The 16,046-nt window shown below is 32.3% G+C and carries 7 protein-coding genes; 5 read left to right on the forward strand and 2 right to left on the reverse strand.

Features of this window, described 5'->3' with window-relative positions:
* Positions 1–26: 26 nt before the first annotated feature.
* Entirely contained in the window at positions 27–884 is an 858-nt protein-coding gene (locus PQ462_RS00870) for an MBL fold metallo-hydrolase (RefSeq protein ID WP_274252025.1), read from the forward strand.
* 80 nt (positions 885–964) lie between these two features.
* On the opposite strand, the gene PQ462_RS00875 is transcribed toward PQ462_RS00870, so the two are convergent.
* Together PQ462_RS00875 and PQ462_RS00880 are read right to left on the reverse strand one after the other, a co-directional pair.
* The gene (locus PQ462_RS00875) at positions 965–5,134 is read right to left on the reverse strand and encodes a T9SS type A sorting domain-containing protein (protein ID WP_274252026.1); all 4,170 of its coding nucleotides are present in this window, start codon (positions 5,132–5,134) and stop codon (positions 965–967) included.
* A gap of 181 nt (positions 5,135–5,315) precedes the next feature.
* Complete coding sequence (locus PQ462_RS00880) at positions 5,316–10,355, reverse strand: RCC1 domain-containing protein (protein WP_274252027.1); 5,040 nt, start codon at positions 10,353–10,355, stop codon at positions 5,316–5,318.
* 275 nt (positions 10,356–10,630) lie between these two features.
* Here PQ462_RS00880 and PQ462_RS00885 point away from each other — a divergent pair, with 275 nt between their 5' ends.
* The 4 genes from PQ462_RS00885 to PQ462_RS00900 all read left to right on the forward strand — a co-directional run bounded on the left by PQ462_RS00885 (position 10,631) and on the right by PQ462_RS00900 (position 16,041).
* Positions 10,631–12,265: a S8 family peptidase gene (locus tag PQ462_RS00885; RefSeq protein ID WP_274252028.1), complete on the forward strand. Its 1,635-nt coding sequence runs from the start codon at positions 10,631–10,633 to the stop codon at positions 12,263–12,265.
* A gap of 64 nt (positions 12,266–12,329) precedes the next feature.
* Positions 12,330–14,210, forward strand: a complete 1,881-nt coding sequence (locus tag PQ462_RS00890; RefSeq protein ID WP_274252029.1) for a M1 family metallopeptidase — start codon at positions 12,330–12,332, stop codon at positions 14,208–14,210.
* A gap of 188 nt (positions 14,211–14,398) precedes the next feature.
* Entirely contained in the window at positions 14,399–15,190 is a 792-nt protein-coding gene (locus PQ462_RS00895) for a hypothetical protein (protein ID WP_274252030.1), read from the forward strand.
* A 5-nt stretch (positions 15,191–15,195) separates the two neighbouring features.
* Positions 15,196–16,041, forward strand: coding sequence for a hypothetical protein (locus PQ462_RS00900; RefSeq protein WP_274252031.1), 846 nt, complete (start codon positions 15,196–15,198; stop codon positions 16,039–16,041).
* The last annotated feature ends 5 nt before the right edge of the window (positions 16,042–16,046 follow it).

The raw sequence follows: 16,046 nt of genomic DNA on the forward strand, positions 1-16,046 counted from the left end.
TGTTTTTTTATTAGAAATTTATACTCATGAAACTTTACCCAATAGAATCCGGAAATTTTAAATTAGACGGCGGCGCCATGTTTGGTGTTGTGCCCAAAACAATTTGGAATAAAACTAATCCGGCAGATTCAAATAATTTGATAGATATAGCCGCGAGATGTCTGCTGATTGAGGATGGAGACAGACTAATTTTGATTGATACCGGAATGGGAGATAAGCAGTCTGAAAAATTCTTCGGATATTACTCGTTTTGGGGATCACATTCAATAGATAAATCGCTGGCAAAATATGGTTTTAACCGAGATGATATTACGGATATTTTTATGACGCATCTGCATTTTGATCATTGTGGAGGGAGCGTTCAGTGGAATTCTGATAAAACTTTTTATGAACCGGCTTTCAAGAATGCAAAGTTTTGGACAAATGAAAACCACTGGCAATGGGCTGTAAAACCTAATGCCCGCGAAAAAGCTTCATTTTTAACAGAGAATATTATCCCAATGCAGGAAAGCGGCCAATTGAATTTTATTGAAAGACCTGAAAGCGATTTTGGTTTTTCAAAAGAATTGGGTTTTGGAATTTTTTATGCAGACGGACATACAGAAAAACAGATGATTCCGCATATTCAATATCAGGATAAAACAATTGTTTTTTGTGCCGATTTATTAGCAACAGCCGGACATATTCCGCTTCCATATGTAATGGGATATGATACAAGACCACTTTTGACTTTAGATGAAAAAGCAAAATTTTTAAATTCAGCTGCAGATAATAATTATTATTTGTTTCTGGAACATGATGCTCATAATCAAATTATAACGGTTGAGCATACAGAAAAAGGCGTTCGATTAAAAGACGTTTTCACTTGCGAAGATATTCTGTAAAAAAAAATTTCAAGATATAAAAAATCCCATTTTCAAATAATTATGAAAATGGGATTTTTAGTTTAACTAAATTCTAATTTTTATTCTACAATCACTTTTTTAGCCGAAGCTGTATCCTGATTGATTAAGTACACATAGTAAACTCCTTTTGGTAATCCAGATAAATTGATTGTGTTATCTGTGTTATTTGAGTTTAGTGTAAATGATTTTACAAGCTGTCCTAAAACATTATAAACATTTGCTTTTTCCAGGTTTACATTTTGAATATGTAATTCACCCTTGGTTGGGTTTGGATGTATAACAACATTATTAATAGCAGATTCTGGAACACTTAAAGTCTTACAAGTATTTGAATAGGTGGTAGTCGATTCTTTAATATTTGACCAATTTGCGTTTGAATAAGCCTCATTATCAACTTGTATACAGCCAAGAGTTTTAAGTCCTAAAAATGTAGTGTATAAACCAGATGCAGATTTAGCAGTATTTGATGGCAGAATAAAGTTTGCATTGTTTCCGTTTCGCAGATTTAATGAAACCAGTGGATTGTTAACTACATACACAATTCTGAGCTTGGTATTATTTGATAAATCTATCGTGGTAAGCTGATTTGAAGAAGCGTTTAATGTTTCTAATAGAATATTTTTACTTACATCTAAAGTTGTCAATTGGTTGCTGCTTACATCTAAATAAGTTAAAGAGGTAAAATATTCAATTCCCGTTAGATCTTTAATACTGCTGTTTGATAGATCTAGAGTAGTCACAGCAGTTGCATCTGCAATCGTAATTTTTCCGTTTAAACCATCAGTATCTATTCCTAAATCAATTAGTTTTTGTTCAAAATTTGAATCTGAGATTTGAACAAATTCGATAGAACAATCTAAACTGTATTTTGCTGTCGCATCTTTTAGATGTGCCCAATTTGCATTAGAATAAGTAACGTCATCAACAAGAATACAAGTTAAATCTGGGTTATTGTTGAAATTTGTATACTTACGGTCTAATATGGTGTTATTTCCATTTTTTAGATTCAATGATGTTAATTTATTCAGATCGACCTGTAGACGAGTTATTTTTGTATTGCTAGAAATATCAACGGTTGTTAATAGGTTAGAATAACAATAAAAAGTATTCAATTCAGTATTTTTTGAAACATCAAGAGTTGTCAAAGAATTGCCATAAACACTTAAGGATACAAGCAATATGTTTTTTGATACATTTAAAGCTGTCAATTGATTTACATCACAATATAAAGAATACAAGTTAATGTTCTTTAAAAGATCAAGAGAAGTAAGATTGTTCTCAGAACAATCTATAGAGTTTAATTGTATGTTATTTGCAGTATTAAGACTTGTTAAAGCATTTTTTGAGCAGATTAAATTTCTTAAAGCAATATTGTCTGATAAATCTAAGGAAGTCAATAAATTTTGCTGACATTCTAACATAGAGAGAATCGAGGCATTTTTGATGTTTAAACTTGTCAATTTGTTATTACTACATTGCAGATATTCCAGAATAGTGTTTTTAGATAAATCTAAAGTTGTTAATTGATTATATGTAAGATTTGTAACATATAACAGTTTGTTGTTAGATAAGTCTAAAGTTGTTAAGTTGTTATACTCTGCATTTAAAGAAGTTAATTTTGTATTTTGAGTTAGATCTAGTGTTGTTAATTTGTTTTTTCCAATCGATAAATTGGTTAATTCAGCATTTTCTCTAACATTTACATTTTCCAATTTATTTTCTCTAACAAGTAATGAGGTTAATTTTGGATTTGAAGAAAGATCTAATGTTGTTATTTGATTTTTATTTGCATACAGTCCTGTTAATTCTCTAAAATCTTCAATTCCCGTTAGGTCTTTGATAGAAGAATCTGTAAGGTCTAAGTTAGCTATAGAAGCAATATTGGTGGTTAAAACTTTTCCATCTGGAGCTCCTGAGTCGATTCCTAAACTAATTAATTTATTTTCAAAATTGAGATCAGGAATTAAAGTATAAGGCCTGCAATCTGTATTAAAACTTGCATTTGGATTTTTTTGGTTTGACCAGCGCGCATTCGCCTCTTCTACATTATCTACCTGAATGCATGCCAGATATTCGTTGTAATCGAATCGTATAGTAGAACCAGGATTATAAAAAAGGTTATTTGCTCCATTTTTGATGTTCAAGCTGGTTAAGTCGTTTATATTAGCAACCATTGTGGTGAGCTTATTATTTTTGCTCAAATCCAGACTTTGTAACCTATTGGCATTACATAGCAAAGACTGAAGGTTTACATTGAGAGACAAGTCGATATTTACTACTCTATTATAACCAAAATCCAGACTCTCTAATGCCAATTGTTTAGAAACATTTATATTAGATATAAAATTGTTGTAGCATCTAATCGATTTAAGTGCTGTGTTATTAGAAAAATCAAGTCCAAATATATTGTTGTTAGAAACTTCCAATGTCAGTAACGCTGAATTATTAGACAAATTCAGTGCAGTTAATTGATTATTATTACATTCTAAAGAGGTTAGTAAAGTGTTTTTAGACACATTTAATTGAGTCAGTCGATTGTTTGAACAATTTAAAGTTTTTAAAGCAACAAAAGCTTCAATCCCGGTAAGATTTGAAATGGAACTTTGTGAAACATTCAAAGAAGCCACCGAAGCTACTTTAGAAGTTAAAATTTTCCCATCGGCAGTTCCTGATTCTATACCCAGACTAATCAGTTTGTTTTCGAAATTACTATCGGGAATTAAGGTAAAATATTCTAAAAGTAAACAAGGAGTGGACGAAAATGATGTCATTGGGTCTTTTTTATCGAACCAATTTGTGTTTGCATATGCTAAGTCACTAACCTGAACGCAATACAATTCTGGATTTGATTTAAAAGAGACTGCATTGGTGAGTAAAGTATTATTAGTAAGATTTAAAATCGCTAATTTATTTTTCTCTAAAGATAAAGTTGTTAATGCTCTATTGTTTAATAAGTCTAAACTTGTTATTAAATTTTCATCTAATTTTAAAGAAGTTAATGCTCCATTGTGGTTTACTTCTAACTTATCAAGTTTGTTTTGGCTGATATCCAAAACCTGTAAAGAACTATTATAAGACAAGTCAATTTTTGTCAATTGATTGGAAGAGCAGTATAGCGTTTTTAGGGCTCTATTATTAGACAGATTTAGGGCTGTTATTTTATTTTGATTACAGTTTAAATCTGTTAAATAAACGTTTTTGGTAATATCTAGTGTGCTTAGTAAGTTTCCGTTACAGGATAAATTCGTCAAATTGTGAAAATCCTGAATACCAGTCAGATCAGAAATAGAACTATTTGATACATTCAGAGAAGTTATAGAAGTAATATCTGCTGTTAGAACTTTGCCATTTTCACCATCCTTGTCAATACCCAAAGCAATTAGTTTTTTTTCAAAATTGGTATCAGGAATTATCGTATAAGGAGAACAATATGTACTGTATTGTACATCACCTTTTACACTGGCCCAGCGAACATTTGCTTCTTCGACATTGTCAACCTGAACACATTTTAGATTTGGACTGTTGAAGGTTAATGTAGAAAGAGATGCATCAAACAAATAGTTTGTGCCATTTTGGATATTGAAACTGATTAAAGGATTGTTATGAGCTTGTACATAATGGACTTTAGTATTTTTGCTTAGGTCAAGATTCTTTAGCAGATTAGTGTGACATGCTAAGCCAGACAAATTCACATTAGAAGACAAATCGAGAATTTCGATTTTATTGGTATAACAAAAAAATTGCTCCAGCATTAACTGCTTAGAAACATTTAACGCTGTAAGTTGATTACTGGAGCAATAAATAGTTTTAAGTGCCGTGTTATTAGAAAAATCAAGTGCTGTAAGTTTATTTTGAGAGCAGTCTAATTTCAGCAGTAATGGATTGTTGGATATATCCAGTGCTGTTAATAGATTGTTACTGCATTCTAAAGAGGTTAAAGCCCTGTTTTTAGACAGGTTTAACTGTGTCAATCGATTTGAGGAACATTTTAACTCTTTTAATGATATAAAGTCTTCAATACCGGTGAGGTTTGTAATCGAACTGGTATCAACATATAAATAAACTATAGAAGCCACATTAGATGTTAAAACCCTCCCATCGGGAGCACCAGAATCGATACCCAGGCTAATCAGCTTGTTTTCAAAATTCACATCAGGAATAGAAGTGTATTGTTGGGCATGAATAGAAAAGCTTGCTAATAATAGCAATAAGAGTAGTTTTGTTTTCATAGATTGAATTTATGGTTAGGTCGCGCAATTGTACAAAATTTAAACGGATATTCCTTACGGGAAACCGTAAGCAGAGCTTCTTTTATTTATGTTATTTGAGAATTCTAAAACAGACATTAGTAAATAAAAAAATCCCTTCTTCATTTAATGAAAAAGGGATTTTTACAAGATATTTTTTGATTTATTCTACAATCACTTTTTTAGCCGAAGCTGCATCTTGATTGATTAAATACACATAGTAAACTCCTTTTGGAAGTCCAGATAAATTGATTGTATTATCTGTATTATTTGAGTTTAATGTAAATGATTTTACAAGCTGTCCTAAAACATTATAAACGTTTGCTTTTTCCAGGTTTACGTTTTGAATGTGTAATTCACCCTTAGTTGGGTTAGGATGTATAACAACATTTTTCAAAGCAGATTCAGGAACACCCAGAGTTTTACAGGTATTAGAATAAGTTGTAGTCGATTCTTTGATATTTGACCAATTTGCGTTTGAATAATTCTCATTATCAACCTGAATACAACCCAATGTTTTCAATCCTAAGAAAGAAGTGTACAATCCAGAAACTGATTTTTTGCCGGTATTTGGCGGCAGAATAAAGTTTGCATTGTTTCCGTTTCGCAGATTTAATGAAACCAAAGGATTATTAACTACATACACAATTCTAAGTTTAGTATTTTTAGAAAAATCTAATGTTGTAAGCTGATTTGAAGAAGCGTTTAATGTTTCTAATAGAATATTTTTACTTACATCTAAAGTTGTCAATTGATTATTGCTTACATCTAAATAAGTTAAAGAGGTAAAATATTCAATCCCAGTTAGATCTTTAATATTACTGTTTGAAAGATTTAAAATAGTCACAGCACTTGCATCTGCAATTGTAATTTTTCCGTTTAAACCATCAGTATCTATTCCTAAATCAACTAATTTTTGTTCAAAATTTGAATCTGGAATTGAAATAGAACCACAGTTTTCACTGAAAGATGCCGTTGCATCTTTTGCTGCCGGCCAATTTGTATTCGAATATGCAGCATTGTCAACCTCAATACAAGTTAAATCAGGATTTTGGGTAAAATTTAAATCAATAGTTTCTAATAATGTGTTATTTCCATTTTTTAAATTTAATACTGTCAGCTTATTGTTTTTACAGTCTAAATTAGTCAGCGCAGTATTTTTAGATAAGTCAAGACTTGTCAACTGATTATTTAAACAATATAATTCTTTTAAAAGAATATTTTGAGATAAGTCTATTGAAGTTAACTGGTTATTAAAAAAGTTAAGATGGAATAATGCAGGGTTTTTAGTAACATTAAGACTTGTTAATTGATTAGAATAACACTCTAAATAATACATCAAAGTATTGTTGGATACATCAAGAGTTGTCAATTTGTTCAATCCGCATTCTAATCCAAGTAAGTTTAAATTTTTAGTAACATTTAATGAAGTTAGCTGGTTGCCAAAACAATAGAATTGCTCTAATGCAGTGTTATTAGTTACATCAATATTTGTTAACTGATTATTTATACAGTATAAATTCTTTAAAGCCAGATTTTTTGAGATGTTAATACTTTGCAATTTGTTGTAACTGCATTCTAATGTTGTCAAACTAACATTGTTGCCAAGATCTAAAGCAGTCAGTAGATTTTGTTCACAATACAAAGTTTTAAGGTTTTTGTTATTTGAAAGATTTAAGGATGTCAGACTATTTTTTGCGCAATTTAAAGTAGTAAGAGATGTAAAATCCTGTATACCGCTTAAATCAGAAATACTTTTTGACGACACATTCAAGTTTGTAATGTTTGAAATGTTTGCAGTAAGTACTTTTCCATCAACACTACCAGAATCATAACCCAAAGCGATCAATCTGTTTTCAAAATTAACATCAGGAATTAAAGTATAATTATCGCATTTAACGTTAAACGAAGCGCCGGCATCTTTTTTAGCAGCCCAGTTTGCATTAGCAAAGGCCGCATCATCAACCTGAATACAAGTTAAATTAGGGTTGTTTTTAAAATTTAGATATATAAGTTTATCATTGTTTCCATTCTTTAAATTTAGATTTATTAATTGATTATAATTTGGATATAAACCTACTAAGGCATTATTTGTGCTAATATCCAAAGTGGTTAGTTGATTTTTTGAACAATTTAAAAATTCTAAAACTTTATTTTTGCTTATATCTAAAACTTTTAATTCATTATACTGACAATACAACTCTGTTAATGTGGTGATTTTAGAAACATCCAAGGTGGTGATTTTATTTTCACGGCAATCCAGAAGTTTTAAAGCGGTATTATTGCTTACATCTATAGTGGTTAATTGGCTGGTATTACATCCCAAAAATGTTAAAGCGGTATTATTGCTTACATCCAATGAAGTATATTGGTTTGAACCAGAATCTAATTTTGTTAAAGCTGTATTTTTTTTAACATCCAAAGAGGTTAATTTATTTGAGTAACAAGCTAAGTCAGTTAAGGCAAGATTATTGCTTACATCTAAGTATGCAATCTGGTTGTTGTTACAATCTAAAACAGTCAAAGCAGTATTTTTACTTACGTTTAATGCTGTCAGACTATTTTGACTGCAATTCAAATTAGTTAATGATACAAAGTCTTGTATTCCGGTTAAATCTGAAATAGAAGAAGAAGACACATCAAGAGATCCCACTGAAGCGATATCTGAAGTACGGACTTTTCCATCTACAGCTCCGGAATCAATTCCTAAATTGATCAATTTTTGTTCAAAACTCGGATCCGGAATTAAAGTATAAGCAGGCTGCTCACCAGGGGTATACATAGACGCAATTTCTTCCGGAGTCAAAACACGATTCCAGATACCAATATCATCGATTTGTCCTTTAAAATACTCATTAGTTGTATCTCCTGAAATTCGTTTTCCTATTCTAAAAAGATTGTTCGTAGTATTTAAGGCAGCATTTTTTTCTGAAACAAATACACCATTTACATATAATGATACTTTGGTTCCGTTATAAGTAAGTGTGAAAAAATACCAGTCATTACTTAAATAATTGAAGTTGTTTACATAAAAATCATCGCCTATGGCATTTGGCCCGGTTGAAGTTTCAAGATAACCTTTTGAATAAACAGTAAGTCCAAATCTTTGTAATCTTGATAATGCACCATAATTAAAAATACATACATCTCCATTTTCACCCGGATTTGGAGTATTTGTTTTAAACCAGCCAGAAATTGTTCTTGCAGCATTGCCTTGAGGAATATTGGCAATAGAAGCATCAATATAACTGCCGGCTCCATTAAAACTATAGGCGCTATTGCTGTTTCCAAATCGGTCAGATGTCAAATTTGTACTTACAGCAGTTCCATTAAATCCATTTCCGCTTGTATCATTTGCATTTCCATTAAATGTGTAATAAGCAACCAAACCATTTGTTGGTATTTCTCCATATGATGCAGGGAGAATGGTTATATCAACAGCTGCTCTTGCACTTTCGCACCCATTAATTGTTTGAGAAACATAATATTTACCTGTTTGCAGTGAAACAGATGACGCTAAAGCATTTCCTCCTGTAAGTGTTGTAAACCATTTTAGATTACTGCCTGCAGCTTTTAAATCAGTAACAGTTGCAGAAGCACTAAGCGTTTGTGCACTTACGGTTGGAATAGGAGTACTTTCTTTTTCAATAACTACATAGGAGCTCACTAAACATCCCTTACTGTCCTTTACTATTACTTGATAATTTCCTGATGGCAGGCCGGTAAAAACATTAGAATCTTGGTAAATTGCATTTGACCAAATTTCGTACTGATATGGTAATGTTCCTCCATTTGCAATAATTTCAATGCTGCCATTATTGTTGTTACAATTTGTATTAATAACTGTTACAGTAGAAAAAAGTGCTGGCGGCTGTGTAATAGTAATGTTTTTTATAATAGATAGTGAAGAAGCATCTGTTATAGTACAAGAATAATCTCCCGCAGCCAATTCTGTAATCGAAGCAGTTGTTTTTCCATTAGACCAAAGATAAGTATATGGCGTTGTTCCGCCCGAAACTGATGTTATTGAAGCGGAGCCTTCATTACTGCCGGCACAATTTATATTGCTTTGAGATGTAGTTACTATCAATGAACCAATACAATTTAAAAGTGTGGGAACATTTTTTTCAATAGATGTACCATCACCTAATTGACCATAAGAATTATTTCCCCAAGACCATAAACTTTCATCTGCTTTTACAGCAACTGTATGAACTGAACCGCCACTAACCATTTGCCAGTTTTTTTCTGTTCCTATTTGTACAGGGTTTAAACTGTTAATTTTTGAACCATTCCCAAATACTCCGTCAGCATTATAGCCCCATGCCCACAAAGTACCGTCTGTTTTTACAGCAACAGTATAATCTACACCACCTTCTGCAGATTTCCAATTTGTATCTGTTCCAATTTGTGTTGGAACAATTTTATCTATTGTGGTATTATCTCCTAATGCGCCGTTAGTGTTTTTCCCCCAGACCCATAAACTGCCATCATTTTTTATAGCAATAGTATGATCACTTCCTGCGGCTATTGTTTTCCAATCAGTATCTGTTCCTATTTGTTTTGGTACACGATTATTTGTTGTAGTGCCGTCTCCCAATGTGCCATAAGTATTTTTCCCCCAAGCCCATAAAGTTCCGTCTTTTTTCAGTGCAATTGTATAAAGTCCGCCTGCGGCTATAGACAGCCAGTTAGAATCAGATCCTATTTTCGTTGGAGTATTTCTGTCAAAAGAAGTTCCATTACCCAATTGTCCAGAAAAATTATTACCCCAAGCCCATAAAGTGCCGTCGTTTTTTAAGGCGATTGTATGACCATGTCCAGCGGCTATTGTCTGCCAGTCGTTTGCTGTTCCTATCTGCTGAGGAAGATTAAAATTAGTATTATAAGAACCATTTCCTAACTGTCCTAAGCCACCATATCCCCATGCCCATAATGTTCCGTCTGTTTTAAGAGCCACAGTATGTCCCCAGCCAGCTGCTGCTGTTTTCCAGTTATTAGCAGTTCCCATTTTTGTGGGAATATTTATTGCTGCAGGCGTACTGTTGCCTAGCTGTCCCTGATCATTATTTCCCCAGGTCCATAAAGTGCCGTCATTTCTTACAGCGACACTATGACTGTATCCGGCAGCTGCTGTTTTCCAGCACTGTGCATTTATTTGTATGAAAGAAAAGATTAAAATTAAAAGTAGAGTTTTTCTCATAAAGTGTTTTTTAGTTTTTGGCAGTACAATAATACAATATTGATCCTGAATCTTATTACGGGAAGACGTATTAATAAGAAATATTTTTTTATCTGCCGAAACTTTATACTTTGTTAATCTGTTAGTTAGAATTAAACATCGTAATACTTAAGAAAAATCTGCTTTGAAATCATTTTTTAATCAAAATTTCATAACACAGTGTTAACAGTTAGTTTTTTGTAACAAAAAAGCATAATTTAGACCCATCTTTTAACTTTACAATTATAATTAGATACATGAGTCATATAAAACCTCTTAAATTATCTGCTTTTGCATTGCTTGCTTTAGCAGGATGCAGCGCTACGGTACAAGCGCAAGTTTCTACTCAAAAAGAGTTTATTAAAGCGCCTGCGGCGATTGTTAAAAAAGCGCCTTTAAGCGAAAATGAATTAAAAAGATGGAGTCACCTTGATTTATTAAAAGATTCTATTCCGGGAATGAGTGTTGATAAAGCTTACGCTGAATTACTACAAGGAAAAAAAGGACAAAAAGTAATCGTAGGAATTGTAGACTCTGGTGTTGATATCGAGCACGAAGATCTAAAAGGAATGATCTGGACAAATCCAAAAGAAATTCCTGGTAACGGAATCGACGATGATAAAAACGGATTTATTGATGACATAAACGGCTGGAACTTTCTTGGAGATGCTGTTCACGAAAATCTGGAGTTAACGCGTATCGTTAAAAAAGGAGACGACGGTTCAGCACAATATAAAGCTGCTCTTGCTCAATATACTGAAAAATACGAAGAAGCTCTGCAGGATAAACAACAAGTAGATTTTTTACTTGATGTGCACAATACAATCAAAAAAGAGCTTAATAAAACGACTTACAAGTTAGAAGACTTAAGCACAATTACTTCGGCAGATCCAAAAGTTCTGCAAAGTAAAAAAGTAATGACGCAGATTTTTACAAACGCAGGTTCAACTTTTGACCCTGAGTCTGAACTAAAAGAATATGGCGAGCAGGTTTACGATCAGTTAAATTACAATTTAAATAAAGAATTTGACGGAAGAAAAATCGTAGGCGATAATCCTGAAGATATTAAAAACACACGTTATGGAAATAACATTGTTTTTGGTCCAGACAAAGAAAAAGCACTTCACGGAACTCACGTAGCCGGAATTATTGCGCAAATTCGCGGTAATAATTTAGGTGGAGACGGAGTAACAAATAATGTTGAAATTTTAACAGTAAGAGCAGTTCCGGATGGAGATGAATATGATAAAGATATCGCTTTAGCAATTCGTTATGCAGTTGACAACGGCGCAAAAGTAATCAACGGAAGTTTTGGAAAAAGCTTCTCTCCGCACAAACAATGGGTTTACGATGCTATTAAATATGCAGCAAAAAAAGACGTTTTAATCGTTCACGCAGCAGGAAATGACGGATACAATATTGATGAAACAAAAAACATCAACTATCCAAATGACTCTGAAGATAACGTAAAAGAATTTGCTGATAACGTAATCACAATTGGAGCAATTAATAAACAATACGGAGAAAATGTTGTAGCAGGATTTTCGAACTTCGGAAAAATAAACGTTGACGTTTTTGCTCCGGGAGAAGAAATCTACGCAACAGTGCCAAACAACAAATACAAGTTTTTACAAGGAACATCAATGGCATCTCCAAATGCAGCAGGTGTTGCAGCATTGATTCGTTCTTACTATCCAAAATTAAAAGCGTCTCAGGTAAAACATATTTTAATGGATTCAGGAGTTGCGCTTCCTTCACAAATTGTTTTAGGTAAAGGTGAAAATCCAGGTGAGAAACCTGCAGCAGTATCTTCTGCAGAATCATCAAAAACAGCTAAAATGGTAAACGCTTATAATGCTTTATTAATGGCAGAGAAAATGTCTAAAAAATAAAGAATAATACACTATTAATCTAATGGAAGAGTTCGCACTCTTCCATTTTCTATTACATATAAACATGCGAAAAATTATCTTATTGTCATTTCTGAGTTTGGGTATAAACTCGACATTTGCACAAAGCGCTCCATATTGGCAGCAACATGCCGATTATAAAATGGAGGTTTCAATGGATGTAAAAAACTATCAGTACAAAGGAAAACAAGAGTTGGTGTATACCAATAATTCTCCTGATACCCTGAAAAAAGTTTTTTATCATTTATTCCCAAATGCCTTTCAGCCGGGAAGTGAAATGGATGCACGTCTCCATTTTATCAAAGATCCTGACGGAAGAATGGTCAATAAAGTAAAAGGTGCTGACGGAAAAGAGGTTAAACAAAGCCGAATAGAAACTTTAAAGCCAAATGAAATTGGATTTTTAAAAATCTCTGATTTCAAACAAGACGGAGTTACTGCACAGACACGAGTTTCAGGAACAATTTTAGAAGTAACTTTAGCAAAGCCAATCCTGCCAAATTCAAAAACTACTTTTACTTTAGATTTTGATGGTCAGGTTCCGGTTCAGATTCGTCGTTCAGGAAGAAACAATTCTGAAGGGGTTGAACTTTCAATGTCGCAGTGGTATCCAAAATTAGCCGAATTTGATTTCGAAGGATGGCACGCAGATCCATACATTGCAAGAGAATTTCACGGTGTTTGGGGTAATTTTGATGTTAAAATTACAATTGATAAAGACTATACAATTGGAGGTTCTGGATATCTGCAGGATAAAAATTCAATCGGACATGGTTATGAAGATGAAGGCGTAACGGTTACGTATCCTAAAAAAGCAAAAACACTTACCTGGCATTTTATCGCCCCAAATGTTCACGATTTTACATGGGCAGCCGACAAAGAATACACACATGATATCGTAAAAGGACCAAACGATGTTGATTTGCATTTCTTCTACAAAAACAATCCAAAAACTACAGCAAACTGGAAACAGTTAGAGCCATTAATGGTAAAAGTTATGGATTATTATAACCATAGAGTAGGACAATATCCGTACAAACAATATTCATTTATTCAAGGCGGTGACGGCGGAATGGAATATGCAATGTGTACTTTAATGTTAGGAAACGGAACCCTTGAAGGAATTCTTGGAACCGCAACTCACGAATTAGGACATTCTTGGTTCCAGCACATTTTAGCATCAAATGAATCAAAACACCCTTGGATGGACGAAGGTTTTACCACTTACATCGAAGACAGTGCTTTGAATGAATTAAAAGGAGACAAAAAAGAGGTAAATCCTTTTACAGGAAATTACAAAGCGTATTATAGTTTAGTAAATTCAGGAAAAGAACAGCCGCAAACAACGCATGGAGATCGTTATGACGAAAACCGTCCATACAGTATTTCATCTTATGTAAAAGGTAGTATCTTTTTATCACAATTAGAATACGTAATTGGAAGAGAGAATGTTGATGCTGCTTTAAAAAGATATTTCAACGATTTTAAATTCAAACATCCAACTCCAAACGATATTAAAAGAAGTGCAGAAAGAGTTTCTGGTGCCGAATTAGACTGGTATTTAACAGACTGGGCTCAAACAACTAATACAATTGACTACGGAATTAAAGACGTAGCAGATAATGCAGGAAAAACAACTGTAACTTTAGAAAGAATAGGAAGAATGCCAATGCCTATCGATTTAAAAGTTGATTATACTGATGGAACTTCTGAAACTTTTTATATTCCGTTAAGAATGATGAATTTCATTAAACCAAATCCAAATCCAAGCGAAAAAAGAACTGTTTTGGATGACTGGGCTTGGGCACAGCAAAACTATAGTTTTACAATTGACAAAAACAAAACGTCAATCAAAAAAATCACTATCGATCCAAGCGGATTAATGGCTGATGTAAAACAGACAAATAACGTTTTTGAGGTAAAATAAAAAAATCTCAATTTTTTCAATAAAAAAACCAACGCTGTCAGCGTTGGTTTTTTTGTTTTATACTCAAATGAATAATGTAATTATCTAAATAAGTTAGTCTTATAATGCTGCAAAAATACCGTTTAAGGGATAAAATATAGAATGATTGATCCATATTTTTAGCCGTTAATATTTTTAATTGTTTAAAAATGAGTGGAGAGGAAAAGTATAATTTCAAAATTCAACATACAATAAATTATGAGCTATTTGATAAAAAACATGAAGCCGCTGCTGCTTATGAAATTGAAATTAAAAAATTTGAAAACTACAATTTTAGATTAGAATTAAGCCGTCATAATTTTAAGATAAACGATCATAATCCAGAAGCAAAGTTTGAAAAAATAGCTCATGCTTATAATGATGCACTGTTTCCTGTTTTGTTTGAAGTACGAAATGGAAAATTTTTACTTGCTAATTTTGATGGTATTTCAGAAAGAATAGCTCAAAAAGATCAAGAGCTCAGATATAAACATCAAGGTCTAGGGTTAGAATATATTCGAAATAATTTTTTTGAAAAAACAGGAAAAGACGGCTATGCCATGGCTGAGTATATATATTCTTTTGAATTGATAAGAATACTATTGTTTTGTGTAGAAAAACCCGAAAACGACAATAATTACCATTTTAATTGGAAAATCCCGCTATTAGACAATGATGTTTTCTGGGAAGGCCAAAAAAGTTTTGACCCTCAAACGAATACCCTAAAATACAAAGGAGAAGATAATCAAAATGATGCACTTTTTCAGCATATAAAAACTGCTGGTAACGCATATCAATATCCCGACACAGTTACAGATCAGGAATCTGTAATTACTACATCAATTACTCACGAAACACAGTATAATACCACCCAGCTTGATTTTGAATTATCTGAAACAAATATCGAAATCAGCAATTCTTATTGTAATTACAGAGAAAATTTAATTCTAATTAAAAAATAGTGAACATGGATCAGGTTAATGGAGATTACAAGTTTAGGATTGTTAGAAATATACACTATAGATTAAATCAAAAGATAGATGAAATTGTATATACGTATGAAATTCAATTTAAAACAATAGGAGAAAAAGAATTTACAGTAGAAATAAGTAATTTTTCATATACAGATTATGCAAAGAATCAAGCAACACCTGTTGTTCGAAATATGATTGAACAGTATGATGCTGTATTCTTTCCTGTTTTGTTAGATATAAAAGAAGATACCTGTTTTATAAAAAATAAAGGCGATATAATTAAAAGACTGGAGAGTAAAAATAATCAATTAAGGGTCAATCCAAAATATCTTATTGATGAAGATACCGCAAAAATTAAGAATATAACCAGACATCATGTTATAGATGATATAAAAGGGGCCTTTTTGCGAAATGCAATTGATGATTATATTCTGGAGAACTCCTGTTCCAAAGGAATAATGGAACTTTTACTTTTTAGTCTTAATGAGATAAGAGATTATGAAAGTTACGACTTACTTTTTAACCTTAGCCCGTTTAATGAGAAGATAAAGTGGGAATGCAAAAAAATATCCGAAGATGATATTCATAGTGTAATATATATTGGGCAGATAAAAGATAGAAATGAACTTTTTGAACAATTTGAGAAGTACGCAAAATTAGAAGGATATTGGTTAAATAAGATAGAAGGAGAAAAGCTGATCTATTCAGAATTAAAGCATGAAGTACATTTTGATTTAGAAAAATCTCTTTTTGATTTTTTTGAAATGAACGTAAAAATTAAACATGATTTTTATGATTATAAAGAAACCATTTACATATCAGCCATTAATAAAAAATAAGCACC

This window comes from Flavobacterium sp. KACC 22758 (assembly GCF_028736135.1).
GTDB lineage: Bacteria > Bacteroidota > Bacteroidia > Flavobacteriales > Flavobacteriaceae > Flavobacterium > Flavobacterium johnsoniae.